Origin of the sequence: Porphyrobacter sp. ULC335 (genome assembly GCF_025917005.1) — a bacterium.
Taxonomy (GTDB): domain Bacteria; phylum Pseudomonadota; class Alphaproteobacteria; order Sphingomonadales; family Sphingomonadaceae; genus Erythrobacter.
The window spans coordinates 2,544,899-2,571,829 of record NZ_CP078091.1 but is presented as its reverse complement, the minus strand read 5'-3'; the positions used below and the strand labels follow the sequence as shown (position 1 = coordinate 2,571,829).

Here is a 26,931-nt window from a genome sequence, read left to right as displayed (position 1 = left end):
GAGTAACATGGCTGTTCTCCATTCCGCCCCGAAGTTCGCTTCCAACGAGGGCGTGATCGACGCCATCAGCGAGACGATCTCTGTCTGGCTGATCGAAGCACATGAATCGCACGGCGAGGTGATCTTCCGCGTCCAGCGCGATGCGATTGCGCGCGTGCTGCAGATCCTGCGCGATGATCACGCCTATCAGCAGATGATGGAAATCGCAGGGGTTGATTACCCCGAACGGGCCGAGCGGTTCGAGGTGGTTTACATGCTGCAAAGCCTGACCAAGAACCACCGTGTGATGGTGAAGTGTTCGGCCTCCGAAGACACCCCGGTGCCGACCATCACGACGCTGTGGCCCAACGCGGGCTGGCTTGAGCGCGAGGTGTTCGACATGTTCGGCGTGACCTTCGCGGGTAACCCCGATTTGCGCCGCATCCTCACCGATTACGGCTTTGAAGGTCACCCGTTCCGCAAGGACTTCCCGATGACGGGCTACACCGAACTGCGCTATTCCGAGGAGGAAAAGCGGGTGGTGTACGAACCGGTCGAGCTCGCGCAGGAAATGCGCAGCTTCGATTTCCTCAGCCCGTGGGAAGGCGCGGACTACGTGCTGCCGGGTGACGAGAAATCGCGCGGCGCTCCTACGGTTGCCGAGCTCAAGACGACGGAAAAGCCCGCCGATACCGGCGCGGGCAAGGCTGCCGATGCGGTCGCCGCAAAGCCGGTGTCTGACGCGGCGCCTGCGCAGAAGGACAGCGGCAAGCCTGCTCCCGGCGCGCCCGATTCCACCTCGAAGGAGGGTGGCCGATGAGCATGCAACGCGAAGACTCGCTCACCACCACCGGCGAGGTCATTTCCAACTACACGATCAACTTCGGCCCCCAGCACCCTGCCGCACACGGCGTGCTGCGCATGGTGATGGAGCTGGACGGCGAAGTGATCGAGCGGATCGACCCGCACGTCGGCTTGCTCCACCGCGGCACCGAAAAGCTGATCGAGCAGAAGACCTACCTCCAGGCGCTGCCCTATTTCGACCGGCTCGACTATTGCTCGCCTCTGGCGATGGAGCACACCTATGTGCTGGCCATCGAGAAGCTGCTGAACCTCGAAGTGCCCCTGCGCGCGCAATATCTGCGCGTGCTGTTCGCTGAGCTGACGCGCATCTGCAACCACATGCTCAACATGGGCGCGCACATCCTCGATGTCGGCGCGTTCACGCCGAACCTGTGGATCATGGACCTGCGCGAGGACTGCCTGAACTTCTTCGAGCGGGCGAGCGGCGCGCGGATGCACAGCGCCTATTTCCGCCCGGGCGGCGTACATCAGGACGTGCCGGAAAAGCTGCTGGTCGACATCGGCGACTGGCTCGACAACCGCTTCTTCCAGCTCTTCGATGACGCGATGAGCCTCGTGCTCGACAACCGCATCTTCAAGCAGCGCAATGTCGATATTGCCGTGGTCAGCCGCGATGATGCGATTGCCTGGGGCTTCAGCGGCCCGATGATCCGCGCCGCTGGCATTCCGTGGGACCTGCGCAAGTCGCAGCCCTACGACGTCTATGACCGCATGGAGTTCGACATTCCGGTCGGCACCAATTCGGACTGCTACGACCGCTTCATGGTGCGCGTGAAGGAAGTCTACGAGAGCGCCAAGATCATCCGCCAGTGCCTGCGCGACATGCCGCAAGGGCCGATTGCCAGCAGCGACACCAAGGTCGTGCCGCCCAAGCGCGGCGAGATGAAGCAGTCGATGGAAGCGCTGATCCACCACTTCAAGCTCTACACCGAAGGCTTCCACGTGCCGGCGGGCGAGGTTTATGTGGCGACCGAAAGCCCCAAGGGCGAATTCGGCGTCTATCTCGTCAGCGACGGCACCAACAAGCCGTACCGCTGCAAGATCCGCCCCACGGCCTTCTCTCATCTTCAGGCTATGGACTTCATGTCCAAGGGCCACATGCTCCCCGACGCGACCGCCATTCTGGGCGCGATCGACGTGGTGTTCGGGGAGTGCGACCGGTGAGGGTGTTCAGATATAAAAGTTCGGTTCTGAGTTTCATGGCGGTTGGCGTATTTTTCTCTGGGCGGCTGCTCGAACCGGCGCAGCCTGCTTTGGGATCCATTATCTCAATGTCTGGAGCGTTTGGCGCGGTACTGGCTTTGGTTTTGCTTTTTCGTGAAGTGAGGAGCCAGACAGATGGCTGACCGTACCCCCGCTCCCGACACCCCCGAACTGCGCGCCCGTTGGAGCGGGTTCGCGTGGACGCCGGAGAACAAGAAAACCGCCGATTGGCACATCGCCAAGTATCCCGAAGGGCGCCAGCGCTCTGCGGTGATGCCGTTGCTTGATCTCGCACAGCGGCAAGTCGGCGCTGAGACCGATACGCAGGGCTGGCTGCCGCTTCCCGTGGTCGAGTACGTCGCCAAGTATCTCGACATGCCGGTGATCCGCGTGCTCGAAGTCGCCAGCTTCTACTTTATGTATAATCTCAAGCCCGTCGGCAAATTCCACGTGCAGGTGTGCGGCACCACGCCCTGCATGCTGCGCGGTAGCGACGACATCATGTCTGCCTGCAAGAAGCGCGGCATGGTGAAGGGCGGGATCTCCGCCGATGGCCTGTGGACCCTCACCGAAGTCGAATGCATGGGCAATTGCGCCACCGCGCCGATGGTCCAGATCAACGACGACAATTACGAAGACCTGACGCCCGAACGCCTCGACGCGGTGCTCGATGCCCTCGCGCGCGGCGAGACCCCCAAGGCGGGCACGCAGGAGCCGGGGCGGCATACGTCGGAGCCTTCGGGCGGGCCGACCACGCTTACGGTTATGGTCGGCGCCAACCACGATTACCGGGGCGAATGGTGAGATGACCGCCGTCGTCTCCATCATCGGTGCGCTGCTGCTGGCGTTCATCGCCTACAAGCTGCTGATGGGCATGATCCGCGTTGGCGTGATCATCCTCATCATCGCGGTGCTGGCGGGCATGTGGCAGGCGGGAGCGATCGGATGAACCCGGTGACACTCGCCTTCGCGATCCTCGGCCTGACCGGCTTTGCGCTGGGGGCCGTGCTGAGCGCGACCGGGCCTTACGATATGGGCGTGATCCTCATGGGTCTGGGCCTGATGTTTCAGGTGATTTCGCTGGTGCGTATCAAGCGCGCCAAAACAAAAGGTGGCAGCGATGCTCGCGGATAAGGACCGCATCTTCACCAATGTCTATGGCTTCCAGGACTGGGGGCTGAAAGCAGCGCAGGCGCGCGGCGATTGGGACAACACCAAGGCGCTGCTTGCACGCGGGCCGGATGCGATCGTCGAGGAAATGAAGGCTTCGGGCCTGCGCGGGCGCGGCGGGGCGGGCTTCCCGACCGGCCTCAAATGGTCCTTCATGCCCAAGGAAAGCCGCGACGGTCGTCCGAGCTTCCTCGTCATCAACGCCGATGAATCCGAGCCCGGCAGCTGCAAGGACCGCGAAATCCTTCGCCACGATCCGCACAAGCTGGTCGAAGGCGCGCTGGTTGCAGGCTTCGCGATGCGCGCGCGGGCGGCCTATATCTACGTGCGCGGCGAATATATCCGCGAGGCCGAGACGCTTCAAAAGGCGATGCATGAGGCCTATGACGCTGGCCTGATTGGCAAGAACGCCTGCGGTTCTGGCTACGATTTCGACGTCTTCATGCACCGCGGCGCGGGCGCTTACATCTGCGGGGAAGAGACCGCGATGATCGAGAGCCTCGAAGGCAAGAAGGGCCAGCCGCGCCTCAAGCCCCCCTTCCCAGCGGGTGCGGGTCTTTATGGCTGCCCGACCACGGTCAACAATGTCGAGAGCATCGCGGTCGCGCCAACGATTCTGCGGCGCGGGGCTTCGTGGTTCTCCAGCTTCGGGCGCGAGAACAACAAGGGCACCAAGCTGTTCCAGATTTCTGGCCACGTGGAAAAGCCCTGCGTTGTCGAAGAAGCGATGAGCATCAGCTTTGAAGAGCTGATCGAAAAGCACTGCGGCGGCATCCGCGGCGGTTGGGACAACCTGCTCGCGGTGATCCCCGGCGGCTCCTCGGTGCCGCTGGTCCCTGCGGCGCAGATCCGCAACGCGCCGATGGATTTTGACGGGCTGAAGGAACTGGGCTCGGGCCTCGGCACCGCGGCGGTCATCGTCATGGACAAGTCGACCGACATCGTCCGCGCAATCAGCCGCCTCTCCTATTTCTACAAGCACGAAAGCTGCGGCCAGTGCACCCCCTGCCGCGAAGGCACGGGCTGGATGTGGCGCATGATGGAGCGCCTGCGCACGGGCGATGCGGCGATCGAGGAAATCGACATGCTGCAGGAAGTCACCAAGCAGGTCGAAGGCCACACCATCTGCGCGCTGGGCGACGCGGCGGCGTGGCCGATCCAGGGGCTGATCCGCCATTTCCGGCCTGAGCTCGAGCGGCGGATCAACGAGCACAACGCGCAGTTTGCGGAGGCGGCGGAGTGATAGCAGTCAGTTCCTCACCGACGGTTCTCGGCGATATTGCTGATGTGGTGACGGCGGCTAGCACGTTTGGTCTTGCGATCATTGCGATTGTATCCGCGCGAGTAGCCTATCAAACTTACAAATCTTCTGAACGTCAAAAAAATGAAGAAATCCAAGCCACAAAGAGCGCTAAAGCAAAGGAAATTTGGACCGGCTACCTCAGGCTTGCTTTTGAAAATTCCAATTTAACTAGGAAATCGTTCACCGATATCCCAAGAAAAGTCGATGGACAATTCACTGAAGAGAGCGAGAAATACGAGTGGTTCGTAGCGCATATGTTCTTTGCAGCTGAAGAAATCTTGGCAGTTGTTGGCCCACAGCCAGAATGGCTCAAGACAATAAAAAATCAGATCCGTTATTACATCGATTATATTGATGGCGATGGCAAAGTCTACAATGAGACCTATGATAAAGTGATACAGAATTTGATCGCCGAGGTTGTTTCCGAGAGGCAATCTGAACAGCCATCCAATCCGTTGGGGGGTAGCCGTGCCTAAAGTCACCGTAGACGGTCAGGAAATCGAAGTCCCGGCGGGCGCCACCGTCCTGCAGGCGTGCGAGCTGGCGGGCAAGGAAATCCCGCGCTTCTGCTATCACGAGCGCCTCTCCATCGCGGGCAATTGCCGCATGTGCCTTGTCGAGGTGAAGCCCGGGCCGCCCAAGCCGCAGGCCTCCTGCGCGCTCCCGGCCGCCGAGGGTCAGGAAATCCGCACCGACAGCCCGATGGTCAAGAAGGCCCGAGAAGGGGTGATGGAGTTCCTGCTCATCAACCACCCGCTCGATTGCCCGATCTGCGATCAGGGCGGCGAGTGCGACCTTCAGGACCAGGCGGTCGCCTATGGCCGCGGCGGCTCTCGCTATCACGAGAATAAGCGCGCGGTGACCGAGAAATACATGGGCCCGCTGATCAAGACGATCATGACCCGCTGCATCCACTGCACCCGCTGCGTGCGCTTCTCGGAAGAGATCGCGGGCGTGGACGAGATCGGCGCGCTGTATCGCGGCGAGGACATGCAGATCACCACCTATCTGGAACAGGCGGCAGCGCACGAGCTTTCGGCGAACGTCATCGACCTGTGTCCGGTCGGCGCGCTGACGTCTCGCCCGTACGCCTTCGAGGCGCGGCCGTGGGAACTGAAGAAGACTTACAGCATCGATGTGTCGGACGCGGTGGGCGCCAACATCACGCTCCATTCCAAGGGCCGCGAAGTCATGCGCGCGCTGCCGCGCATCAATGACGACGTCAACGAGGAGTGGCTGTCGGACAAGGGCCGCTATCAGGTCGACGGGCTCACCAAGCGCCGCCTCGACCGCGTGTGGGTGCGCCGCGAAGGCAAGCTCCAGCCGGCCGAGTGGACCGAGGCTTTCGGCCTGATCGCGGGCGCACTCGGCAAGAAGAACAAGGCGAGCATCGCGGCGGTTGCGGGCGATCTCGTCGATGCCGAGACGATGTTTGCCGCCAAGGCGCTGGTCAATGCCTGCGGCTCGAACCTCACCGAAGCGCGCCAGACCGGCATGACCTATGACGTGTCGAACCTTGCGGCGGTGAACTTCAACAGCACCTTCGCGGGAATCGAAACGGCCGACGCGATCCTGATCGTCGGCAGCAATGTCCGCTGGGAAGCGGCGCTGCTCAACGTCCGCCTGCGCAAGGCGGTGAAGGCGGGGGCCAAGGTCTACATCATCGGCCCCGCGTGGGACCCGACCTATCCGGCGACCTTCCTCGGCAGCGACCTGAAGCTGCTGAACCGCATCCCCAAGGAATTGGGCGATGTGATGAAAAACGCAAAGCGTCCGGCGGTGATTCTTGGCGCGGCGGCGCTCGCCAAGGGTGCGTTGCCCGCGGCGCTCAAGCTGATCGACAAGTTCAATCTGGTTCGCGAGGGCTGGAACGGCTTCAACGTTCTGCACATCTCGGCAGCGCGTATGGCCTCGCTGATGCTCGGCTTCACGCTTCCGGGCGGGATGGGCGATATTGCCAAGGCCGCGCCCAAGGTGCTGCTCAGCCTGGGCGCGGACGAGATGGATTATGCGCCCTATGCGGGCGCGCTGAAGGTCTATATCGGCCACCACGGTGACAAGGGTGCGCATCACGCCGACATCATCCTGCCGGGCGCCTCCTATGCCGAGAAGGACGGGACCTACGTCAATGCCGAGGGCCGGGTGCAGTTCGCCGAAAAGGCCGTGTTCGCCCCCGGCGACGCACGCGAAGACTGGACGATCCTGCGCGCGCTCGCCGATGCGCTGGGTGTCACCGTCGGCTTCGACAGCTTTACCGAGCTTCAGGCCAAGATGATCGCTGCGGTCCCCGCGCTGGGCGAAGAGGGCCTCGCCGATTACGGTGCGCTGCCCAAGGCCGATGCCAGCGCCAAGTTCGAAGGCGAGCTTGCGGGCTATCCGATCAAGGACTTCTACCTCACCAACCCCATCGCCCGCGCCAGCGAAGTGATGCAGCGTTGTTCGGATGAATTGCTACACGGGGCGGATGTGAAGGAGGCTGCGGAATGACCGCCTTCTTCCAATCCCTCGGCCTCAGCTATGAATGGGCCTGGACCGTCGCGACGTTGACCGGGATCATCGTGATCTCGCTGCTCGTGATGTTCAGCGTCGCCATGGTGATCTATGTCGATCGCAAGGTGCTGGGCGCGATCATGATGCGGCGCGGGCCCAACGTGGTCGGGCCGTTCGGGCTGCTCCAGTCCTTTGCGGATGGCCTCAAGGTGTTCCTGCAGGAAACCATCATCCCCTCCGCCGCGAACAAGGGCATTTTCCTGCTCGCGCCGATCATCACCTTCACGGTGGCGCTTGCGGCGTGGGCGGTGATCCCGTTCGACGAGGGCGTGCTGCTGTCGGACATCAACGTCGGCCTGCTCTACATCCTCGCGATCTCCTCGCTCGGGGTTTACGGCGTGGTGATGAGCGGGTGGGCGTCGAACTCCAAATACCCGTTCTTCTCGGCGATGCGCGCCTCGGCGCAGATGATCTCCTACGAAGTCTCGATCGGCTTCGTGCTGGTCTGCGTGGTGCTGTTCGCGAACTCGTTCAACCTGTCGGACATTGTGCGCGGCCAGCAGGGCTTTGGCCTTGGCGTGATCAACGCCTATGTGGTGCACCCGCTGCTGTTCCCGATGTGGGTGGTGTTCTTCATCTCCTCGCTGGCCGAAACCGCGCGCGCGCCGTTCGACCTGACCGAGGCGGAGAGCGAGCTCGTTGCAGGCTACCAGACCGAATATTCCTCGATGAGCTTCGCGCTTTTCTGGCTGGGCGAGTATGCGAACATCCTGCTGATGTGCTCGCTGAACACGCTGCTGTTCTGGGGCGGATGGCTGCCGCCGATCGACATTCCGGTGCTTTACATGGTGCCGGGGATCATCTGGTTCCTGCTGAAGACCTTCGTGTTCTTCTTCATGTTCAGCTGGATCTGGGCGACCGTGCCGCGCTACCGCTACGACCAGCTGATGCGCCTCGGGTGGAAGGTGTTCCTGCCGATGAGCCTGCTGTTCGTCGCGGTTACCAGCGGCTACCTGATGGCGACGGGGCATTTCGGATGATTGTCGGTGTGTCGCTATTACTCGCGGCTGCGCCCTCTGCCGATGGCACGCCCGTGGTTTTGCGCGGTCATGCCGCGGTCATCGATTGCCAGGTAGAGAAGGCGTTCAAGCCCTATCCGGTCCCTTCGACTGCTGTCTTTGTTGGGCGCGAGCGCTGGGTTTTTCACGTCAGGAACTGGGGCTCGGAATCGCTCGGTGAGGTGCTTTGGGAAGTCACAGACAGCCGCGGTAACACCTATAGCAATTCGCAGAGCATCATTACCTCAGTCAACGGCGACAGCATCACGATCAGTATGATGTACAGTGACCTTGGTCAGGCAAATTTGGTGCTGACATCGTCCCGAAACGGCACTGCGACATTGAGTTCGACCGAAAAGATGCGCCACGGCGATGGCGAATATCAGAGCACGGGAACATGCAATACTTTGCTGAAACAAGCACCGAAAGGGTTGGGGCGATGAACGTCGCGCATTTGATCAAATCCTTCACCCTCTGGGAATTCCTCAAGGCGCACGCCTTGACGCTGAAGTATTTCTTCAAGCCCAAGGTGACGATCAACTACCCCTTCGAGAAGGCCCCGCTCTCGCCCCGCTTCCGGGGTGAGCATGCGCTGCGGCGCTATCCGAACGGCGAGGAACGCTGCATCGCGTGCAAGCTGTGCGAGGCCGTGTGCCCCGCGCAGGCGATCACCATCGAGAGCGAACCGCGTGAGGACGGCAGCCGCCGCACCACCCGCTACGACATCGACATGACCAAGTGCATCTTCTGCGGATTCTGCCAGGAAGCCTGCCCGGTCGATGCCGTGGTCGAGGGGCCGAACTTCGAATATTCGACGGAAACCCGCGAGGAGCTCTTGTACGACAAGGCCAAGCTGCTCGCGAATGGTGACAAATGGGAACGGGCCATCGCGGCCAATCTTGAAGCCGACGCACCCTACCGCTAGGGCGCGCCGGACGAGGGACACGGGGTCAATTGAATTCTTGGTTGCGGCGCTCTGCCGCGGCCAATCTTGGACTAAGGGATCAAATGCCGCTTTCTGGTCTCCGGCCTCGCGCCGGGGGGACGGATCGGCGGAGACACATCATGATACAGGCCATCGCCTTCTATTTCTTCGCGACCATTGTCGTCGCCAGCGCCGTGATGGTCGTCATGGCGCGCAACCCCGTGCACTCGGTGCTGTGGCTGATCCTGACGTTCTTCAACGCGGCCGGCCTGATGGTGCTGGTGGGCGCAGAGTTCATCGCGATGCTGCTGGTGATCGTCTATGTCGGCGCGGTCGCGGTGCTGTTCCTGTTCGTCGTGATGATGCTCGACATTGATTTTGCCGCGATGCGCGCAGGCTTCAGTCGCAATGCGCCGCTGGGGCTGGTGATTGCGGGTATCCTGCTGGCCGAACTGCTGCTGGCGGTGGGCGCCTACAACGCGGGCGGCATCACCCTCGGCACACCCGAACCTACCGTGGTGCAGTCGGCTGAGACGTCCAATATCGAGGCGCTCGGCGCGCTGCTTTATGGCAAGTATATCGTACTGTTCGAAATTGCCGGGATCATCCTGCTGGTGGCGATGATCGGCGCAATCGTGCTGACCTTCCAGGCACCCAAGCCCGGTGCCCGCGCGCGGCAGGACGTGGGCAAGCAGATCCGCCGCCGTCCGGAAGATGCAACCGTCATGAAGAACCCGGAGATCGGGCAGGGGATCGAGCTATGATCAATCCAGGTGGGATCGGGGTCGAACATTACCTCGTTGTCGGCGCGATCCTGTTCGTGCTGGGCGTGCTGGGCATCTTCCTCAACCGCAAGAACGTGATCGTCATCCTGATGGCGGTCGAGCTGATTTTGCTGGCGGTGAACATCAACCTTGTCGCCTTCAGCGCCTTCATGCAGAATCTTACGGGTCAGGTTTTCGCGATGCTGGTGCTGACGGTGGCCGCGGCCGAAGCGGCGATCGGTCTGGCGATCCTTGTGATCTATTTCCGTACCCGCGGCTCGATTGCGGTTGACGATATCAACCGGATGAAGGGGTAAGCGTTCGTGTCCACGCAAATCCTCATCATCGTTTTCGGGCCTCTGCTGGCCGCGCTGATCGCAGGGCTGGGCAACCGCATGCTCGGCAATGTCGCGGCGAAATCCGTGACGACCGGTGCGCTGTTGCTGTCGGCAGGGCTCAGCTGGCCGATCTTCCTCGGCTTCCTCGGCGGGACCGAGAGCGCGACGGTCGTGCCCGTGCTCAAGTGGGTGCAGAGCGGCACGCTGACCTTCGACTGGGCGCTGCGGGTCGATACGCTCACCGCTATCATGCTGGTGGTGATCAACTCGGTCTCGGCGCTCGTGCACCTCTATTCGTGGGGGTATATGGAGGAAGATCCGGATCAACCGCGCTTCTTCGCCTACCTCTCGCTGTTCACCTTCGCGATGCTGATGCTGGTGACGGCCGACAACCTCGTGCAGATGTTCTTCGGTTGGGAAGGGGTGGGCCTTGCGTCCTATCTGCTGATCGGTTTCTGGTTCAAAAAGCCCAGCGCGGGCGCGGCGGCTATCAAGGCCTTCGTGGTCAACCGCGTCGGCGACCTCGGCTTCATGCTCGGCATCTTCGGTACCTATCTGGTGTTCCAGACGACCTCGATCCCTGAGATCCTCGCGGCGGCCCCCGGGATGAGCGGATCGACGATCACCTTCGTCGGCATGCGTCTCTACACGATGGATATCCTCTGCATCCTGTTGTTCATCGGCGCGATGGGCAAGTCGGCGCAGCTGGGCCTGCACACCTGGCTGCCGGACGCGATGGAGGGGCCGACGCCGGTCTCCGCGCTGATCCACGCTGCGACAATGGTGACAGCGGGCGTGTTCATGCTGTGCCGCCTCTCGCCGATGTTCGAAACTGCGCCGACCGCGCTGACCATCGTTACCATCGTTGGTGCTGCGACCTGCTTCTTCGCTGCCACCATCGGCACGACGCAGTGGGACATCAAGCGGGTGATTGCCTATTCGACCTGTTCGCAGCTCGGCTACATGTTCTTTGCCGCGGGCGTCGGCGCTTATGGCGCGGCGATGTTCCATCTGTTCACCCACGCCTTCTTCAAGGCGCTGCTGTTCCTTGGGGCTGGCTCGGTCATCCATGCGATGCACCACGAGCAGGACATGCGCTATTACGGCGGGCTGCGTAAGCACATCCCGTTCACCTTCTACGCGATGCTGGCTGGCACGTTGGCGATCACGGGGCTGGGCGTGTATCATCTCGGCGTCGGTTTTGCCGGCTTCTGGTCGAAGGACGCGATCCTCGAAGTCGCCTTTGCGCGCGGCAACGGGGCAGGGCAGTTTGCCTTCTGGGCGGGGGCCATCGCGGCGCTGCTGACCAGCTTCTATTCCTGGCGCCTGATGTTCCTGACCTTCTGGGGCAAGCCGCGCTGGATCGAGAGCGAGCATATCCAGCATTCGGTGCACAAGACTCCGGCCGAAGCGGGCGAGGACACCACCGGCGGCTATCACCCGCATGAAAGCCCGGTTTCAATGCTGATCCCGCTTGGCGTGCTGACCATCGGCGCGGTGGCTGCGGGGCAGGTCTTCGCGCCGCAGTTCCTTGACAGTGCGGCCTTCTGGGGCGGGTCGATCTTCTACAACGAGCCGTTGATCCACGCGATGCATGCGGTGCCGTACTGGGTGAAGTACACCGCGCTGATCGTGATGCTGATCGGCTTCGCGGGTGCCTATGTCGCCTACATCGCCAAGCCCGATATCCCGGCGAAGTTCGTCGCGACCTTCGGCGCCCTGCACAACTTCGTCTATCGCAAGTGGTACTTCGACGAGCTGTATGACGCGATCTTCGTGAAGCCTGCCTTCGCGCTGGGCCGCGCTTTCTGGAAGCTCGGGGATGTCGGCACGATCGACCGCTTTGGACCCAACGGCATCGCCTGGGTGGTCGAGCGCTCGTCGGTTGCGGCCAAGTCGATCCAGTCGGGTTACGTTTACACCTACGCGTTGATCATGCTGCTCGGGCTGGTCGCCGCTATCACCTTCGTTCTGCTTTAGGAGCGCGCTTCGTAATGGAAGGCCTTCCCATCCTGTCGCTGATGATGCTCGTGCCGCTGGCCGGCGCGGCGGCGTGCCTGTTTTCGGGCGCCAACGCCGCACGCTGGATCGCGCTCGGGGCGACGCTTGTCACCTTCGTGCTCGGCGTGATCCTGTGGTCGAACTACCAGATCGGCGGGCCCCAGTGGCAATTCACCGAGCGGGCCGAACTGTTTGCCGGCTTCAACTATGCGCTGGGCATCGACGGGATCGCGCTGATGCTGATCATGCTCAGCGTCTTCCTGATGCCGGTCTGTATCCTTGCCAGCTGGGAATCGGTCACCAAGCGCGTTGGCGAATACATGGCCGCGTTCCTGTTCATGGAAGTGCTGATGATCGGCACCTTCGCGGCGCAGGACCTGTTCCTGTTCTACGTCTTCTTCGAGGCGGGCCTGATCCCGATGTATCTGATCATCGGCGTGTGGGGTGGGGACAACCGCATTTACGCGAGCTACAAATTCTTCCTCTACACCCTGTTCGGATCGGTGCTGATGCTGATCGCGATGTTCTGGATGGTCGCCGAAGCGAACACGTCCGACATCCCGACGCTGATGCAATATCCCTTCCTTGCCGAGGCGCAGACATGGCTGTGGCTGGCCTTCTTCGCCAGCTTTGCTGTGAAGGTGCCGATGTGGCCGCTGCACACCTGGCTGCCCGATGCGCACGTGCAGGCGCCGACCGCAGGTTCGGTAATCCTTGCAGGCGTGCTGCTGAAGCTGGGCGGTTATGGCTTCATCCGCTTCAGCCTTCCGATGTTCCCCGAAGCGTCCGCGCAGTTCGCGTGGCTGGTCTTCGCGCTGTCGATGATCGCGGTGGTCTATACCTCGCTGGTGGCGCTGGTGCAGTCCGACATGAAGAAGCTCATCGCCTATTCGTCGGTCGCGCACATGGCGATTGTCACCGTGGGCCTGTTCGCCTTCAACGTGCAGGGGCTGGAAGGCGCGATGATCGTCATGCTGTCGCACGGCCTTGTCTCGGGCGCGCTGTTCCTGTGCGTGGGCGTGATTTACGACCGTCTCCACACCCGCGAGATCGCGCGTTATGGCGGGCTGGCAATCAACATGCCCTATTATGCGCTGTTTTTCCTGCTGTTCACCATGGCGAGCATCGGCCTGCCGGGCACCAGCGGCTTTGTCGGCGAGTTCCTGTCGCTGGCGGGCATCTACCAGACCTCGAGCACTGTGGCGCTGATCTGCACCACGGGCATCATTCTGGGCGCGGCCTATATGCTCTACCTCTACCGCCGCGTGGCGTTTGGCGGTCAGGTGAACGAGGACGCTGCGGCCATGCGCGACATTTCCGCCCGCGAGTGGATCATGATGGCCCCCATTGCCGCTGCCGTGCTGTGGATGGGCGTTTACCCCGAAAGCTTCCTCGCCCCGATGCGCGCCGATATTGCCGTGCTTGACGCGCGACTTGCGGCCGCCGCTCCGGAGGGCGACGCCCGGCTTGCTCCCGGCACCCCGCGCGAGGCGGCGGCGAACGCTTTGCCGCACCACGAGGGCATGGATCATTCGAGCGCCGAGGAGGGCGCGCACTGATGGATTTCGCTCACTCCTTCGCGCTCATCATCCCTGAATTGCTGCTGAGCGGCGTGGGGCTTGCGCTGTTGCTGGTCGCCGCATGGGGCGGAGACAAGGCCGCGCGCCTGATCGCCATCGCCGCCGCAGCAGCGCTGTTCGGCTCAGGGTTCCTGCTGGTGCCCGGCCTGCACTTCGGCACGGACGGCCCTGCCACCCTCGCATTCGAAGGCCTGCTCAAGATCGACAGCTTCGCGCTGTTCGCCAAGGCGCTGATCTACCTCTCCGCGATTGGCGCACTGATCATTGCGCCCGCATTCTTCGATGGCCCGTCAGCGGGTGCCGAGCGCGGGATGCGCGCGGAATATCCGGTGCTGATCCTGTTCTCGGCCGTCGGCATGAGCATCATGGTTTCGGCCAATGACTTCATGTCGCTTTACCTTGGTCTGGAGCTGACCAGTCTGACCTCTTACGTGCTGGCCGCGATCCTGCGCCGCGACACGCGTTCTGGCGAGGCGGGGCTGAAGTACTTCGTGCTCGGCGCGCTGGCCTCGGGCATCCTGCTTTACGGGATGAGCCTGCTTTACGGCTTTACCGGCGGCACTGCCTTCACCGCCGTTCGCGAAGGCCTCACCGGCGAGATGGGCACAGGCGCACTGTTCGGCGTAATTTTTGTCCTCTCGGGCCTCGCCTTCAAGATCAGCGCTGTCCCGTTCCACATGTGGACACCCGACGTCTACGAAGGCGCGCCGACCCCGGTCACCGCCTTCTTCTCGACCGCGCCCAAGGTGGCCGCCGTGGCGCTGACCGCGCGCGTGGTGTTCGAGGTGTTCGGCGCGCAAGTTGCCGCTTGGCAGCAGATCGTGATGTTCATGGCCTTGGCATCGATCATCTTCGGTGCATTGGGAGCCATCGGGCAGGAGAACCTGAAGCGGCTGCTCGCCTATTCCTCGATCAATAATGTCGGCTTCATCCTGCTCGGCCTCGCGGTGGCGAATGTGGACGGGGCGAGCGCGATGCTTGTTTACCTGTTCATCTACGTCGCGATGAGCCTCGGCAGCTTTGTCGCGCTGCTGATGCTGCGCGGCGAGGATGGGACGCTGTTTGAAACTTTCGCTGACATTCGCGGCCTGTCCGTGACCCGTCCGGCCATCGCCTGGGCCCTGCTGCTGTTCATGTTCAGCCTCGCCGGCATTCCGCCGCTGCTCGGGTTCTACAGCAAGTTCGTGGTGTTCCAGGCGACCATTGAGGCCGGGCTTGTGGTGTTCGGCGCCATCGCCATCGCCGCGAGCGTGATCGGCGCGTTCTACTACATCACATTCGTCAAGGTGATGTTCTTCGATGAACCCGCAGGCGTCGTCACCGGCAAGAGCGGCGCGGCGCACTGGGTTCTGCTGGGGCTGACGGCGCTGATCATCTCGCCATTGGGTTACCTGCTCACCCCGTCGCTGACCGATCTGGCTGACAAGGCTGCGGCCTCGCTGTTCCTCGTTCCTTGATCGAGACTGTCGCAACCACCGGTTCCACAAACGCCGATCTTGTCGCGCGCTTGCGGGCGGGTGAGGGCATTCCGGACGGCACCTGGCTGCGCGCGGAAACGCAGACCGGTGGCAAGGGGCGCAGCGGCCGTGCCTGGGTGAGTCCGCCGGGCAATCTCTATGCAAGCACCGTGGTCAATCTGGCCGAGGGCGATCCCCCGGCACAAACGCTGGCGCTGGTGATCGGCCTGGCAGTGCATCAGCACGTCACGAATTCGCTGATGATCAGCGACCACCGCAATGTGATGCTCAAATGGCCCAATGATGTGCTGGTGCGCGGGGCCAAAGTCGCAGGCATCCTGCTGGAACGGTGCAACGACGTGATCGTCGCCGGGATCGGCATCAACATCGCCTTCGCGCCGCAGATCGAGGGGCGGGCGACCGCGTGCATTTCGGCGCTTAACTCCAAGTATGATGCCGATCCGGGCTACGCGCTGACCTTCCTTGCGCCGCTTTTTGCAGAGCAGCTCGCTCGCTGGCGTCGGGAAAGTCTCTCCGCCCTGATCGCGCGCTGGAGTACCGCCGCCCATCCAATCGGTAGCCCCCTGTCGGTCAACACCGGCGAGGGCGCCGCGCTGCACGGCACGTTTGCGGGGCTCGACCCGACCGGTGCTTTGCGGCTGCGCTTGGATAATGGTGAGACACAAACTATCCACGCGGGCGACGTTTCACTGATTGCTGAAGGAACCACCTGATGCTGCTCGCCGCCGATGTCGGGAACACCAATGTCGTCTTCGCGCTGTTCTCCTACGACGAGGACGGCACGCATACCATTCGCGCGCGCTGGCGCATCGCCACCGATCCGCGCCGGACGGGTGATGAATACGCCGTGTGGCTGCTCCAATTGCTGAAGATCGAAGGGTTCGAACGCTCGGACATCACCCGGATCGTCGTCGCTTCGGTCGTCCCGCGCGCCGATCACAATCTCACCGTGCTGTGCGAGAAGTATTTCGGCATCACACCGATGTTCGCCGGGCAGGGCGCCGCCCGTTGGCGCTTCGAGATCGATGTCGACCAGCCGTCTTCGCTCGGCGCAGACCGCGCGCTCAACATCCTTGCCGCGCACCACAAATATGGCGGCGACCTCATTATCGTCGACTTCGGCACCGCAACCAAGTTCGAAGCGGTCGATTTCACCGGCGCCTACAAGGGCGGATCGATCGCGCCGGGGATCAACCTCTCGCTCGATGCGCTTGTCGGCAAGACCGCCAAGCTTCCGCGCATCGCGATCAAGGCACCCGCGAGCCGCAGCGTGATCGGCCGGAACACCGAAGACCAGATGCTGATCGGTGTGTTCTGGGGCTACGTCGCGATGATGGAAGGCATGGTTGCCAAGATGAAAGCCGAAATCGGCCGCCCGGCAAAGGTTGTAGCCACCGGCGGGCTCGCCATATTGTTCGATGACGCGACCGAAATCTTCGATCACGTCGATGCCGACCTGACACTCGATGGCCTCGCCATCCTTGCCCGTCAGGCCGAAGCTGCCTGACTTCCTCTCTGACAGAACCGGAAAACCCTTGAAGAACGATTTCACCCCCGAAAACGAATTGCTGTTCCTTGCGCTTGGCGGATCGGGGGAGATTGGCATGAACGTCAATCTCTATGGCTGTCAGGGCAAATGGATCATGGTCGATCTGGGCATGACCTTCTCGGGCAATGAATATCCCGGCGTCGAACTGGTTTTCGCCGATCTCGATTTCATCGAGGAACGGCGCAAGGATCTGCTCGCCATCGTGCTCACCCATGCGCACGAGGATCACATCGGCGCAGTGCCCTATTTCGCGGGCGAGCTTGGCGTGCCGCTCTATGCGACGCCGTTCACGGCCGATCTGGTGGCGCGCAAGCTTGAAGAGGCCGGGCTGCTCGGCCAGGTCGAGATCAACATCATCGAGGAAGACCACGGCGAGATCGAGATCGGTCCGTTCAACATCACCTATCTGCCGCTGGCGCACTCAATTGCCGAAGGCAACGCGCTGCTGATCGACACGCCGCACGGCCGCATCTTCCACACGGGTGACTGGAAGCTCGATGACGAACCGATCATCGGCGAGCCGACCACCGAAGAAGAGCTCCGCGAAATCGGCGACGAAGGCGTGCTCGCGCTGGTGTGCGATTCGACCAATGTGTTCAATCCCAACCCATCGGGCAGCGAAGGTGCGGTGCACCGCGCGCTGATGGAGGAAGTGGCGCGCCACACCGGCAAGCGTGTGGTGGTTACCACCTTCGCCAGCAACGTCGCGCGCCTCCAGACGCTGGGCGAGGTTGCGCGCGAGACGGGGCGGAAGCTGTGTGTTGCGGGCCGCTCGCTCGATAGGATCATCGAGGTGGCGCAGGATAATGGCTACCTCGCCGATTTTCCCAAGCCGGTCGATTTCGACACGGCGATGGGCCTGCCGCGCGGAGAGGTGCTGATCATCGCCACCGGTGGACAGGGCGAACCGCGTGCAGCGCTGGGCCGGATGGCGGATATGAACCACCCGATCGAGCTGGTTGCCGGCGATGTCGTGCTGTTCTCCTCGCGCCAGATTCCGGGGAATGAAATCCCCATCGGCAAGATCCAGAACCAGCTGGCGGCGCGCGGCATCCAGATGGTGACTGACCGACAGGCCCTGATCCACGTGTCTGGCCACCCCGGGCGGCCGGAGCTGGAGGCGCTCTACAGCTGGCTCAAGCCTGAAATCCTCGTGCCGGTCCACGGCGAAATCCGCCACATGGCCGAACAGGCCCGCGTCGGGAAGGCCAGCGGCATTCCTTCGCAGATTGTGCAGAAGAACGGCGATCTGGTGCGCCTTGCTCCGGGCAAGCCGGGCAAGGTGGCCGAGGTGCGCGCGGGCCGTCTGGTGCTGGATGGCGACATCATCGCGCCCGCTGATGGTGAGGCGATTGCCATGCGCCGCCGCATCTCTGGCGATGGCGTGTTGGTCGTGGTGCTGGCGCGCGGAGCAAAGCCGATGATCGAAGCGATTGGCCTGCCGCTCGATGAAGACCTGCCCGATTTCCTCGCGGAAGCGGCGGGTGATGTGCTCACTGCCATCAACCGCCTCAAGGGCCGCGATGCGCGTGACGAATCCGCGATCCGCGAGGCTGCGCGCCTTGCCGCCCGCCGCGCCGCACAGCGCTGGTCCGGCAAGAAGCCGCAGGTGCGGGTGGTGATGCCGGGGGCGGCCGCCTGATGCAGATCACCTCGATTGCGGCGATCTACTTCCTGTTCTGGGTCATGAGCGCGTTTGTCATGCTACCCTTTGGCGTGCGCACGGCGGACGAAGCGGGGCAAGCCAAGGTGCCCGGACAGGCGGAGAGCGCGCCCGTCAACTTCCGTCCGGCTCGGCTTGCACTGCGTGCGACGGTGATTGCCGCCGTGCTCACCGCGCTGTTCCTCGCCAATTACAACTATGGCTGGATCACCGCCGCCGACATCGATTTCCTGCCCAAGCCGCCTGGGTCCTAACGGAATCGCTGGATTGCCTGGGCGAGCGTCACGTAGAGCTTGCCCATGTCCGAGCCGAGCATCGTCACGCTCAGCACATGCCCGTCACGGGTCGACAGCGTCTGACGCAGCATGGCTTCGAAATCGTGGATGTAGCGGCTGACATTGGCCTTGAAGCCTTCGTCCGCGGTGTAGAGCGACGCGATATCCTTCGCGGTGCCATTGTCGATCAGACGCACCGCGCGGCGGGTGAAGATGCCGCGATCACCCTTGAGGTAGGCGTCCCAAGCGGTGTCCGCCACTTCGCTGGAAAGCGCGTTGGTGATGTCGATGGCAGCCGAATTCAAACTGTCTGTGATCAGCGCCATGCGCCGGGTGAAGTCGTTGTTGACCTGCTCCTCGGCCAGTTCGCGCGCGCGGGTAACCCGCTGTTCAAGATTGCCGGTGAGTTCGTTGACCTTGACCAGCTGGTCGCGCAGCTGGATTGCAGCCTCGCGCCCGACGCCGGAAGCATGGGCCGCGGACTGCTCCAGCTTGCCGAGCGTGGCTGCTGCCTCGTTGCGCAAGGCGCGTTCGAGCACTTCGACCGCCTCCGCGCCGAGACCTCCAGCCAGCGCCAGCATCTTCTCGCGCGCGCCTTCATCCAGCGTGGCGAAGGCCTGCGTGATCGCCGTTTCCAGCCCGGCGAGCGATTCGCGCAATGCGTCCTGCGTCCGGCCTGCCAGCACGCCGCTTTCCTCGGCGAGCCGGGCAAAGCCTCCGCGCAGGCCCTGCACCCTCGCCAATGCATCTTCGGTCTCGTCGGCGAGGTGTGACTTGAAGCCGGCAATGGCGATTTCTGCCGCGTCAATATCGGCGCGGGTGCGGATCAGATAATCCGATAGTTCGCTGCCAGCCTCGGTGCTGCGCCGCATCAGCAGCTCAACCTTGCCCGCGCGCGCTTCGACATCATCGAGCGCAGTGTTGGCGCCGCTGATCGCTCCGGTCAGATCATCGCGGCAGGTCTTTGTGCCCGATTGCAGGATTTCGAGCAGGCGGATGCTGCTTTCAGTGAGCTGCGCCATCTGCTCGCCCGTCGCGGCGAGCGCCGTGCGCTTTTCGGCAAGCTGCTGGGTTAGCGTTCCGAGCCCCATGCCAAGGCTGTCGCGCGCAGCCACGCCGCTGGCATCGATCCGGGCAATCAACTCGCCAAGTTCGGCAGCACGCGCGCTCAACGCTTCGCCGTGGGCGACAAGCTTTTCGACCTCGGCGACCTGCGCATCGCGCCGCTCTGCCAGCGCTTCATCCAGCGCGGCGAGCCGCTGTGCCAACACTTCGCTGGCTTGCGCTTCGTGCGTTTCGAAGGCGGCCTGGCGCTGTTCGATCAGCTCGTCAAAGTCGCGATTGCGTGCGGCGAGCTGATTGTCGATCCGCACTGCCTCATCCCGCAGCAGGACAAGGCGCTGACTGGCCGAGGCGCTTGAGCTTCGGTCGATCTCTTCGACCAGCCGCAACTTTTCGACGAGACCTTCATGCAGCGCCGCGATCGTCTCGGCAAAGCGGGTGCGGGAGGTTTCGCTTGCCTCTTGCAAGCCTCCGGCAATTCGTTCGGCTTCGCTGGCCGCTTCGCTTGCCCGTATCCGCAAGGCAGAAAGCGCTTCATCCTCGATCGCGGCGAGACGGTTGCGATAGGCCTCCGCTTCGGTCTGAAGTGCGGTGAAGCGCTGCGTCACCGTCGCCTCGATGCGGGCAAGCTGGCTTTCGAATCCGGTCAGCGATTGGCCGACGCCTTCGCCAAGCTTGGCGACCTGTGCCTCGCTATCGCTGCCCACCGCTGCAAGGCGTTCGAATCCGTCCGAAAGCCGCGCCAGCTGGTCTTCGGCCACGCGCCCTGCGCCGCCGATCTGATTGGCGACATCGCGCGCGGCGTTGGCAATCACCGGCAAATCATCACGCAGCCGGTTCATGTTGCCGAGTGCAGTTTCGCTGGTAGTGGCGATGCTTTCGACCTGCGTGCCATTGGTGGCGATCAGCGACTGCAATTCGCCCGCATGGGTCGAGAGCCGTTCGGCTGCGATCCGCCCCAGCGCTTCGAGATCACGCGCTTCTGCGGCGAGAAATTCGCGCGCAAGGCTCAGTTCCCGGTTGACCACCTTCAGTCGCGCTTCAAGCGCGGCGCTTTCGCGGTTCATCACTGCAGCCGTGGCGGAGAACCGCTGCGCTTCGGCACGCGATGAACGCATCGCGAGAAGCCAGGCGATTCCGACCAGGCCGACAGGCACAGACCATGCGACAATCCACGTTGCCCATTGCGAAGGCGCCGCCCCCGCCTGCATTGCGGCAAGGTGCGCCCAGCCATAGAACCCGGTCCAACCCGCGATCGTCAGCAAAGCCAGCGTGGGTGCAAGCCAGCCGAAACGTGTGGGGGAGGGGGCACTGTCAGTCTCGCCATCATCCTCGGGCCAGCTTTCGGTCAGTTCCAGTGCCTCCTCCGAAGCTTCCGCTTCGGGCAAAATCGTGTTTGCCGCGCCATCGTCGCCGCTCTTGCGCCCTAGAGCGCGCATCTGGTGCCGTCCTGTCATGGGACACCTCATACCACACCGAAGATCGCGATAAACCCCGCTTTAACCAAATCCGCGCTATCCCTACCGCATGGCATTCAACCACGGGGCTCTCGATGCGACACTCGCGGCAGCAGCCGGCGATGATGCCGTCCTGCTGCGCGAACTGCGCGCCGCTTTCCTGGAGAGCGCCACGCGTCAGCTCGATCTGCTCAAGCGTGCGCGCTGTGACGGCAATTGGCACGTTGCGGCGATGCGGTTGAAGGGTCTTGCCGCCAGCTTCCATGCCGAAGACCTGCTCCAGGCCGCTGAAATCGCGCTCCATGCAGCCCCTGGCGAGCCGATGGCGATCCGCGAGGTTGAAGGCGTGATTGCGCGCTTTACCCGCGCCCACAACCGCGACATCGCGCGCCGCTGACCAGCTGCGCCGTGCCCTGGTCAGGGGCAAACCGCGTGTCCCTGCTTGAACCCCCGCACCGAAACCGCCAATCCTGCACGCCTGTTGGCGTGACAAGGGAAGGGTGGAGCCATGCGCATCGGGCTGATTGCCGCGCTGCGGCCCAGTGAGGACGGAGCCTTGCGCGCCGCCCAGCCGCTTGCCGGGCGCAGCGTGTTGGCATGGCAAGCGGGTTTGCTGCGATCCCTCGGCGTCGAGCGGGTCCTGTGCCTCATCGACGGCGCGACCGCGAGCGACGACATCCTGCAATTGCAGCACGCGCTTGAGGCGGAAGGCGTACAGTTCCATGCCCTGAAGGGCTTCGCGGCGATCCCGGCGCTGGTGCGGGCTGAGGATGATCTTGTCATCCTGCTCGACGGCTTGGTGCCCGATCCGGCGGTGGTGCGCGCGGTGATCGGCGGGGAGGGCACTGTCCACCGCGCGGTGGCGACGATCCCGGCCGATCATCCCCTCGCTGCCGCTTACCCCGAGGATTTCGAGCGGATCGATGCCGCGCGCCACTGGGCCGGGGTGCTGGCGATGCGCGGCGCTGCGGTTCAGCACCTCGCCGATTTTCCTGCGGACGCCGATGCGGTCTCGCTGCTGCTGCGGCTCGCCTTGCAGGCTGGCACGCCGTGCCGCGATCTTTCCGCGCGCGAGCTGGTGCCTGAGAGCTGGCTGCTGGCGGACAGCCCGGCGGCCGTCGGGCGGCACGAAACGGGGCTGATCGCTCGCGCGGCCCCTCCGGCTGATTGGCGCGCGCCCACTGTGGCGCTGGCATCTGCGCTGGTGCGCGGCCTTGTCCCACGCGGCCTATCGCAAGGCGGGTTGATCGCGGGCGGAGCGGCGTTGGTGCTGCTGCTTGTATCGGTGATGGCGGCCGCTTTCGGCTTCCCGGCCGCGGGGCTGGCATTGGCAGGCCTCGGGGCCTTTGCTGCGAGAGTTTCTTCCACCTTTTCCGCGATCGGCACCCGTTTGCGGCGCGAGGATAGGGCGAAGGATTCAAGCGCGGTTCTAGGCGGCGTGGTTGATGCCTTTGCCGCGCTGACGCTCTGGTTCACGCTTTCGCCCTGGCCCGAATGGCAGCCCCTCGCTGTGCTTGGACCGGTGGTGATCGGACTGGCGAAGCTTGCCGAGCGCGGCGATCGCCCGGCGCTAGCGGCGATGGCACGAGACAGGGCTGCGCTTTTGTTAACTTTTGCGATTGCTGCGACGTTCAATCTGCTCCCCGAAACTCTGGGCTGTCTCGCCTTGGGGCTACTGGCAGCTTTGCTGCTGCGCCGGGGCCCTGAATAATCTAACCCGTCTTTAACTATGCGGGGTCTACACCCGTGGTACGATGGGCGAAGAGACAATGGACCTTGCCGCCGACCATGCAGTCGAGGCGATCCTGCGGGATGAACTCGCGCGCGAAGCCCGCGCGCTGGGTTCGGTCGTCCCGGTTCTGCGTCACTTGCTCGGTTCCGAGGCGCGGGGCCTTGTCAGCGACGCGATCCTCGCCCGCGTTCGGGGGATGATTTTCGATCTGGCCTCGCAAGTCTGTGCGGCAAGCGAAGGGCGCGATCCGGCCACCCGCCTGTCCGGCGCCGATCTTGCCGCACCGGAACGCCTCGCCGAGGCACTGATGGCAGATGAGGCGCTGCTCGCCTTCTGCCATGCGCTCGCCGCCGAGGGACTGATTGCCGAACGCCTGCACCAGCAGAGTGCCATTGATCCGGTGCTGAGCCCGCTGCTTCAGGAACTGATTGCCTCGGAAGATCCCGCCATTGCCGGTCTGGCGATGAGCACACTCGCCGCCCAGTCGCGCTTCATGCAGAGCCAGCGCCGGATGGAGCTGCCAATTGGCGAGCTGCCGGCAGAGCTATTCCATACCGCAGTCGCGCAGGTGCAGGGCGGGGTTGCAGATGGCTCGGGGCTGGTGCGGCTGCAAACCGCCTATGACGAGGGCACCTCGCGGCTCGGACTGCTTGCAAGACTGGTCGCGGCAATGCGGCGCGGCGCAGTTGCCGCGCTTGGCCTCGACCATGCAGGTATCGCTCTTTTCGCGAGCGCGCTTGCCGCGCAGGTCCGCAGTTCGCGCGGCGAGGCGGTGCTGGCCTGTCACGAAGCACAGGGGACGCGCCTTGCCTTGATGCTGCGCGTCGCCGGGCTTTCGCCCTCCGCGATCGAGCGGCAGCTGTTGCTGGTCGATCCTGCCGGGCTGCATCCCCGCGCGATTGCTGCGCTTTCGCCCGAGCGTGCTGCTGCGCTGCTCGCCGCGGGCGGGCCAGTGTGACAGACATCATGGATCGCAACGACAGCCTGCTCGGCGCCTACGGGCTTACCGATGCGCGTGACCGGCTGCTGAGTGCAGACGCGGCGCTTGCCGAATTGCAGGAGCGGTGCGGCGGCGATCTGCCCGGCATGCTTGCTATCCCGGAACTTCTCGCGCTGGTGCAGCAGGCGCGGCGCATGGGTCTCAGGATTGCTCGCAATTTTTCCGCTTTCGATGGCGATGCGGAGGTTTCCGGCTTTGCCCGCATCCATCCGCTTGCCGAAGATCACGGCGGCGGCTGCGAGGTGCTGGTCGAAAACTGGCAGCGCAGCGCGCTTGCTCCGCCCAATCCCCGCGAATTCGCCGAGCGGCTCGATGCCATCGACCGCGCCACGGCCGAGGTTGCCGCGCGGCTTGACGCCCGCCAGCAGATCCAGGTGCTGAGCGCCCGCACCGGGGATGCTGCCGGGCTACAGGCGGCGGCGCTGGCCGCGCCCGGCACGGTGTGGAGCGAGTTGGTCGATCTTACGGGGATCACCCATCACCAGCCGCTGCATTGGCGGCTGCTCGACGGGGCGGCCTGCCGCTTTGCCGGTTCCGCGCGGAACTGGCGGGCGCGGCTGATCCCGCTGGGGACGGACCCGCACAATCCACAAGGCTTCGAGCTGTTGCTGATCGCCGAGGAGCCACTGACCGAGGAAGCGCTCTCCGCCACCGATGACGCGGGTACACCCGATACCTCGCCCACCCGCCTGGTCGGAACCGCGCTGACACCCGTGCTGCGGCAGCCGGTTGCCCGTATCATCGCCAATGCAGAGACCATGCGCGCCCGCCTCGCCGGCCCATTGCGCGATGAATACAGCGAATATGCCGGCACCATCGCCAGCGCAGGGCAGCACCTCGCCGCGATGCTGGATGATCTGGCTGATCTTGAAGTGGTCGAAACCCCCGGCTTTGCCACCGCGCGCGAACCGGTCGACCTTACCGATGCAGCGGTGAGGGCAGCGGGCATCCTCGGCGTGCGTGCGCAGAACCGCGACACGGTGCTGGTGGTTGAGGGAGAGCAGGGGGAAGCAGTCGCCACGGCCGAATTCCGGCGGGTGCTCCAGATCCTGATCAACCTCATCGGCAATGCGATTGCCTATGCCCCGGCGGCGAGCACGGTGACGATCAATGCGCAGTCCTCTGGCGAGGGCCGGGTTGCCGTGACGGTAGCCGACGAAGGCCCCGGCGTGACACCCGAACAGGCGGAGCGGATTTTCGAAAAGTTCGAACGGCTTGGCCGCGACAGCGACGGCGGCAAGGACAAGGGGTCGGGCCTCGGCCTCTATATCTCGCGCTGTCTCGCTGAGGCGATGGAGGGAACCCTGACCGTCGAGGCTGCACCGGGCGGCGGGGCGCAGTTCCGGCTTGAACTGCCTGCCGCCTGAAGGCGCGAGCGTTCCTGACGCCGCGTATCAGTGGCGGCGACGCCATTCCAGAAGCCCCAGCAGCACTGCTCCAGCAGCAGCGGTGCCAATTCCGCGCACCGCCCAGTCCCGTTCACCAAGCATGAAGCTGCCCGTGGGCCACGTCAGAACGCCGAGACCCTGCAATGTCCAGATGATGCCCAGGACGACAAGAAATATTCCTGTCACCCTGAGCATCAACATGGTCGGTTAGCTTCTCAGCGCTTGCCGAGCTGCACGTAGTCGCGCTCTGTCGGCCCGGTGTAGAGCTGGCGCAGCCATCCGGTTTCTCTTGAGAAACCGGCCACAAGCGAAAGACCGCGCCCGCGCAACGATCAGCGCTTGCCGAGTGGCACGTAATCGCGCTCTGTCGGCCCGGTGTAGAGCTGGCGCGGACGCCCGATCTTCTGGCCGGGATCGCTGATCATTTCGTTCCACTGCGCCACCCAGCCGACGGTGCGGGCCAGCGCGAAGAGCGCCGTGAACATCGTGGTCGGGAAGCCGATCGCCGAAAGGATGATCCCCGAGTAGAAGTCGACGTTGGGGAACAGCTTCTTTTCGATGAAGTAGGGATCGTTCAGCGCGATTTCTTCGAGCCGCAGGGCGGTTTCGAACAGCGGATCGGTGACCTTGAGTGCATCGAACACTTCGCGCACGGTCTTCTGCATCACCGTCGCGCGCGGATCGTAGTTCTTGTAGACGCGGTGACCGAAGCCCATCAGGCGGAACGGATCGTTCTTGTCCTTGGCGCGCTCGATATAGTGCGGGATGCGGTCCGGCGTGCCGATTTCCTTGAGCATGTTGAGCGCCGCTTCGTTGGCGCCGCCATGCGCCGGGCCCCACAGGCAGGCGATGCCCGCCGCGATGCAGGCAAACGGGTTCGCGCCCGAAGACCCTGCGAGACGCACGGTCGAGGTCGAGGCGTTCTGTTCGTGATCGGCGTGAAGGATGAAGATCCGGTCCAGCGCACGCTCCACAACCGGGTTCACGATGTAGGGTTCTGCCGGCACGCCGAAGGTCATGCGCAGGAAGTTGCCGGTGTAGCTCAGCGAGTTGTCCGGATAGACGAAGGGCTGGCCCACCGAATACTTGTAAGCCATCGCCGCGATCGTCGGCATCTTGGCGATCAGCCGGTGCGAACTGATCGTGCGGTGCGTGGGATCGGAAATGTCGGTGCTGTCGTGGTAGAACGCCGACAGCGCGCCGACCACGCCGCACATGATCGCCATCGGGTGCGCGTCACGCCGGAAGCCGCGGTAGAATGTCATCAGCTGCTCGTGCAGCATGGTGTGACGGGTGATGGTGTAGGTGAAGTCGTCCAGCTCTTCCTTGCTCGGCAGTTCGCCATTGAGGAGCAGGTAGCTGACTTCCATGAAGCTGGAATCCTCGGCCAACTGACCGATCGGATAACCGCGGTGCAGCAGCACACCTTCGTCACCGTCGATATAGGTCAGCGCGCTTTCGCAAGCTGCGGTCGAGGTGAAACCGGGGTCGAAAGTGAAGGCGCCTGTCTGCGCATAAAGCTTGCGGATGTCGATGACATCGGGGCCGGTGCTGCCTTCGAGCACGGAATAATCGAAGGTCTTGCCTCCGACTTCGAGTTTCACCGTCTTGTCTGCCAAGATCTGTCTCCTGTCCAAAAATCCCAATTCCGG

The 26,931-nt window shown here is 63.5% G+C and carries 27 protein-coding genes; 24 read left to right on the top strand and 3 right to left on the bottom strand.

The genetic code is table 11. The annotated features are described in order from the left end of the window. Positions 1-7: 7 nt before the first annotated feature. From KVF90_RS12270 to KVF90_RS12175, 20 genes are all read left to right on the top strand, one after another. A complete protein-coding gene (locus KVF90_RS12270; RefSeq protein WP_264391862.1) occupies positions 8-799 on the top strand; it encodes an NADH-quinone oxidoreductase subunit C in 792 nt (263 codons plus the stop codon). Then, positions 796-2,007, top strand: a complete 1,212-nt coding sequence (locus KVF90_RS12265; protein WP_264391861.1) for an NADH-quinone oxidoreductase subunit D — start codon at positions 796-798, stop codon at positions 2,005-2,007. The genes KVF90_RS12270 and KVF90_RS12265 overlap by 4 nt, the downstream gene beginning before the upstream one ends. A gap of 174 nt (positions 2,008-2,181) precedes the next feature. After that, a complete protein-coding gene (gene nuoE / locus KVF90_RS12260; protein WP_264391860.1) occupies positions 2,182-2,850 on the top strand; it encodes an NADH-quinone oxidoreductase subunit NuoE in 669 nt (222 codons plus the stop codon). Position 2,851: 1 nt separating this feature from the next. Next, complete coding sequence (locus KVF90_RS12255; protein ID WP_264391859.1) at positions 2,852-2,995, top strand: hypothetical protein; 144 nt, start codon at positions 2,852-2,854, stop codon at positions 2,993-2,995. Further along, positions 2,992-3,180, top strand: a complete 189-nt coding sequence (locus tag KVF90_RS12250; protein WP_264391858.1) for a hypothetical protein — start codon at positions 2,992-2,994, stop codon at positions 3,178-3,180. The genes KVF90_RS12255 and KVF90_RS12250 overlap by 4 nt, the downstream gene beginning before the upstream one ends. Continuing rightward, positions 3,167-4,459, top strand: a complete 1,293-nt coding sequence (gene nuoF, locus KVF90_RS12245) for an NADH-quinone oxidoreductase subunit NuoF (protein WP_264391857.1) — start codon at positions 3,167-3,169, stop codon at positions 4,457-4,459. Before KVF90_RS12250 ends, nuoF begins: the two co-directional genes overlap by 14 nt. After that, positions 4,456-4,995, top strand: coding sequence for a hypothetical protein (locus KVF90_RS12240; protein WP_264391856.1), 540 nt, complete (start codon positions 4,456-4,458; stop codon positions 4,993-4,995). Before nuoF ends, KVF90_RS12240 begins: the two co-directional genes overlap by 4 nt. Beyond that, positions 4,988-7,006 carry an NADH-quinone oxidoreductase subunit NuoG gene (nuoG, locus tag KVF90_RS12235; protein WP_264391855.1) on the top strand — a complete coding sequence of 673 codons (2,019 nt, stop codon included), beginning with the start codon at positions 4,988-4,990 and terminating at the stop codon, positions 7,004-7,006. Before KVF90_RS12240 ends, nuoG begins: the two co-directional genes overlap by 8 nt. Further along, the gene (gene nuoH / locus KVF90_RS12230) at positions 7,003-8,049 is read left to right on the top strand and encodes an NADH-quinone oxidoreductase subunit NuoH (protein ID WP_264391854.1); all 1,047 of its coding nucleotides are present in this window, start codon (positions 7,003-7,005) and stop codon (positions 8,047-8,049) included. The genes nuoG and nuoH overlap by 4 nt, the downstream gene beginning before the upstream one ends. Next, a complete protein-coding gene (locus KVF90_RS12225) occupies positions 8,046-8,510 on the top strand; it encodes a hypothetical protein (RefSeq protein ID WP_264391853.1) in 465 nt (154 codons plus the stop codon). Before nuoH ends, KVF90_RS12225 begins: the two co-directional genes overlap by 4 nt. After that, entirely contained in the window at positions 8,507-8,992 is a 486-nt protein-coding gene (gene nuoI, locus KVF90_RS12220) for an NADH-quinone oxidoreductase subunit NuoI (protein ID WP_264391852.1), read from the top strand. Before KVF90_RS12225 ends, nuoI begins: the two co-directional genes overlap by 4 nt. 140 nt (positions 8,993-9,132) lie before the next feature. After that, on the top strand, positions 9,133-9,756 hold the full coding sequence (locus KVF90_RS12215; protein WP_264391851.1) for an NADH-quinone oxidoreductase subunit J: 624 nt from the start codon (positions 9,133-9,135) through the stop codon (positions 9,754-9,756). Beyond that, positions 9,753-10,073, top strand: coding sequence for an NADH-quinone oxidoreductase subunit NuoK (gene nuoK / locus KVF90_RS12210; protein ID WP_264391850.1), 321 nt, complete (start codon positions 9,753-9,755; stop codon positions 10,071-10,073). The genes KVF90_RS12215 and nuoK overlap by 4 nt, the downstream gene beginning before the upstream one ends. 6 nt (positions 10,074-10,079) lie before the next feature. Continuing rightward, a complete protein-coding gene (gene nuoL, locus KVF90_RS12205) occupies positions 10,080-12,074 on the top strand; it encodes an NADH-quinone oxidoreductase subunit L (protein WP_264391849.1) in 1,995 nt (664 codons plus the stop codon). Positions 12,075-12,088: 14 nt separating this feature from the next. Continuing rightward, on the top strand, positions 12,089-13,654 hold the full coding sequence (locus KVF90_RS12200; RefSeq protein WP_264391848.1) for an NADH-quinone oxidoreductase subunit M: 1,566 nt from the start codon (positions 12,089-12,091) through the stop codon (positions 13,652-13,654). Continuing rightward, positions 13,654-15,132: an NADH-quinone oxidoreductase subunit NuoN gene (gene nuoN / locus KVF90_RS12195; protein ID WP_264391847.1), complete on the top strand. Its 1,479-nt coding sequence runs from the start codon at positions 13,654-13,656 to the stop codon at positions 15,130-15,132. The genes KVF90_RS12200 and nuoN overlap by 1 nt, the downstream gene beginning before the upstream one ends. After that, complete coding sequence (locus KVF90_RS12190; protein ID WP_264391846.1) at positions 15,129-15,866, top strand: biotin--[acetyl-CoA-carboxylase] ligase; 738 nt, start codon at positions 15,129-15,131, stop codon at positions 15,864-15,866. The genes nuoN and KVF90_RS12190 overlap by 4 nt, the downstream gene beginning before the upstream one ends. Further along, a complete protein-coding gene (locus KVF90_RS12185; protein ID WP_264391845.1) occupies positions 15,866-16,660 on the top strand; it encodes a type III pantothenate kinase in 795 nt (264 codons plus the stop codon). Before KVF90_RS12190 ends, KVF90_RS12185 begins: the two co-directional genes overlap by 1 nt. A gap of 28 nt (positions 16,661-16,688) precedes the next feature. Further along, positions 16,689-18,344 carry a ribonuclease J gene (locus KVF90_RS12180; RefSeq protein ID WP_264391844.1) on the top strand — a complete coding sequence of 552 codons (1,656 nt, stop codon included), beginning with the start codon at positions 16,689-16,691 and terminating at the stop codon, positions 18,342-18,344. Then, entirely contained in the window at positions 18,344-18,619 is a 276-nt protein-coding gene (locus KVF90_RS12175) for a DUF1467 family protein (RefSeq protein WP_264391843.1), read from the top strand. The genes KVF90_RS12180 and KVF90_RS12175 overlap by 1 nt, the downstream gene beginning before the upstream one ends. Here KVF90_RS12175 and KVF90_RS12170 read toward each other — a convergent pair. Beyond that, on the bottom strand, positions 18,616-21,159 hold the full coding sequence (locus tag KVF90_RS12170; RefSeq protein ID WP_264391842.1) for an ATPase: 2,544 nt from the start codon (positions 21,157-21,159) through the stop codon (positions 18,616-18,618). The genes KVF90_RS12175 and KVF90_RS12170 overlap by 4 nt on opposite strands. Positions 21,160-21,229: 70 nt before the next feature. Between KVF90_RS12170 and KVF90_RS12165 the strand changes: the two genes are divergently transcribed. From KVF90_RS12165 to KVF90_RS12150, 4 genes are all read left to right on the top strand, one after another. Beyond that, the gene (locus tag KVF90_RS12165; protein ID WP_264391841.1) at positions 21,230-21,556 is read left to right on the top strand and encodes an Hpt domain-containing protein; all 327 of its coding nucleotides are present in this window, start codon (positions 21,230-21,232) and stop codon (positions 21,554-21,556) included. Positions 21,557-21,667: 111 nt separating this feature from the next. Continuing rightward, on the top strand, positions 21,668-22,870 hold the full coding sequence (locus KVF90_RS12160; protein WP_264391840.1) for a hypothetical protein: 1,203 nt from the start codon (positions 21,668-21,670) through the stop codon (positions 22,868-22,870). Positions 22,871-22,928: 58 nt separating this feature from the next. Next, complete coding sequence (locus tag KVF90_RS12155) at positions 22,929-23,849, top strand: hypothetical protein (RefSeq protein WP_264391839.1); 921 nt, start codon at positions 22,929-22,931, stop codon at positions 23,847-23,849. An 8-nt stretch (positions 23,850-23,857) separates the two neighbouring features. Beyond that, on the top strand, positions 23,858-25,258 hold the full coding sequence (locus KVF90_RS12150; protein ID WP_264391838.1) for a sensor histidine kinase: 1,401 nt from the start codon (positions 23,858-23,860) through the stop codon (positions 25,256-25,258). A 27-nt stretch (positions 25,259-25,285) separates the two neighbouring features. On the opposite strand, the gene KVF90_RS12145 is transcribed toward KVF90_RS12150, so the two are convergent. Both KVF90_RS12145 and KVF90_RS12140 read right to left on the bottom strand, forming a co-directional pair. After that, the gene (locus KVF90_RS12145) at positions 25,286-25,480 is read right to left on the bottom strand and encodes a hypothetical protein (RefSeq protein ID WP_264391837.1); all 195 of its coding nucleotides are present in this window, start codon (positions 25,478-25,480) and stop codon (positions 25,286-25,288) included. A gap of 131 nt (positions 25,481-25,611) precedes the next feature. After that, the gene (locus tag KVF90_RS12140) at positions 25,612-26,898 is read right to left on the bottom strand and encodes a citrate synthase (RefSeq protein WP_264391836.1); all 1,287 of its coding nucleotides are present in this window, start codon (positions 26,896-26,898) and stop codon (positions 25,612-25,614) included. Between the last annotated feature and the right edge of the window lie 33 nt (positions 26,899-26,931).

Bases quoted from the DNA above. Each gene is read 5' to 3' on its own strand.
- KVF90_RS12270 (WP_264391862.1), top strand. From the start codon at position 8: ATGGCTGTTCTCCATTCCGCCCCGAAGTTCGCTTCCAACGAGGGCGTG.
- KVF90_RS12265 (WP_264391861.1), top strand. From the start codon at position 796: ATGAGCATGCAACGCGAAGACTCGCTCACCACCACCGGCGAGGTCATT.
- nuoE (WP_264391860.1), top strand. From the start codon at position 2,182: ATGGCTGACCGTACCCCCGCTCCCGACACCCCCGAACTGCGCGCCCGT.
- KVF90_RS12255 (WP_264391859.1), top strand. From the start codon at position 2,852: ATGACCGCCGTCGTCTCCATCATCGGTGCGCTGCTGCTGGCGTTCATC.
- KVF90_RS12250 (WP_264391858.1), top strand. From the start codon at position 2,992: ATGAACCCGGTGACACTCGCCTTCGCGATCCTCGGCCTGACCGGCTTT.
- nuoF (WP_264391857.1), top strand. From the start codon at position 3,167: ATGCTCGCGGATAAGGACCGCATCTTCACCAATGTCTATGGCTTCCAG.
- nuoH (WP_264391854.1), top strand. From the start codon at position 7,003: ATGACCGCCTTCTTCCAATCCCTCGGCCTCAGCTATGAATGGGCCTGG.
- KVF90_RS12225 (WP_264391853.1), top strand. From the start codon at position 8,046: ATGATTGTCGGTGTGTCGCTATTACTCGCGGCTGCGCCCTCTGCCGAT.
- nuoI (WP_264391852.1), top strand. From the start codon at position 8,507: ATGAACGTCGCGCATTTGATCAAATCCTTCACCCTCTGGGAATTCCTC.
- KVF90_RS12215 (WP_264391851.1), top strand. From the start codon at position 9,133: ATGATACAGGCCATCGCCTTCTATTTCTTCGCGACCATTGTCGTCGCC.
- nuoK (WP_264391850.1), top strand. From the start codon at position 9,753: ATGATCAATCCAGGTGGGATCGGGGTCGAACATTACCTCGTTGTCGGC.
- KVF90_RS12200 (WP_264391848.1), top strand. From the start codon at position 12,089: ATGGAAGGCCTTCCCATCCTGTCGCTGATGATGCTCGTGCCGCTGGCC.
- nuoN (WP_264391847.1), top strand. From the start codon at position 13,654: ATGGATTTCGCTCACTCCTTCGCGCTCATCATCCCTGAATTGCTGCTG.
- KVF90_RS12185 (WP_264391845.1), top strand. From the start codon at position 15,866: ATGCTGCTCGCCGCCGATGTCGGGAACACCAATGTCGTCTTCGCGCTG.
- KVF90_RS12175 (WP_264391843.1), top strand. From the start codon at position 18,344: ATGCAGATCACCTCGATTGCGGCGATCTACTTCCTGTTCTGGGTCATG.
- KVF90_RS12170 (WP_264391842.1), bottom strand. From the start codon at position 21,159: ATGACAGGACGGCACCAGATGCGCGCTCTAGGGCGCAAGAGCGGCGAC.
- KVF90_RS12165 (WP_264391841.1), top strand. From the start codon at position 21,230: ATGGCATTCAACCACGGGGCTCTCGATGCGACACTCGCGGCAGCAGCC.
- KVF90_RS12160 (WP_264391840.1), top strand. From the start codon at position 21,668: ATGCGCATCGGGCTGATTGCCGCGCTGCGGCCCAGTGAGGACGGAGCC.
- KVF90_RS12155 (WP_264391839.1), top strand. From the start codon at position 22,929: ATGGACCTTGCCGCCGACCATGCAGTCGAGGCGATCCTGCGGGATGAA.
- KVF90_RS12150 (WP_264391838.1), top strand. From the start codon at position 23,858: ATGGATCGCAACGACAGCCTGCTCGGCGCCTACGGGCTTACCGATGCG.
- KVF90_RS12145 (WP_264391837.1), bottom strand. From the start codon at position 25,480: ATGTTGATGCTCAGGGTGACAGGAATATTTCTTGTCGTCCTGGGCATC.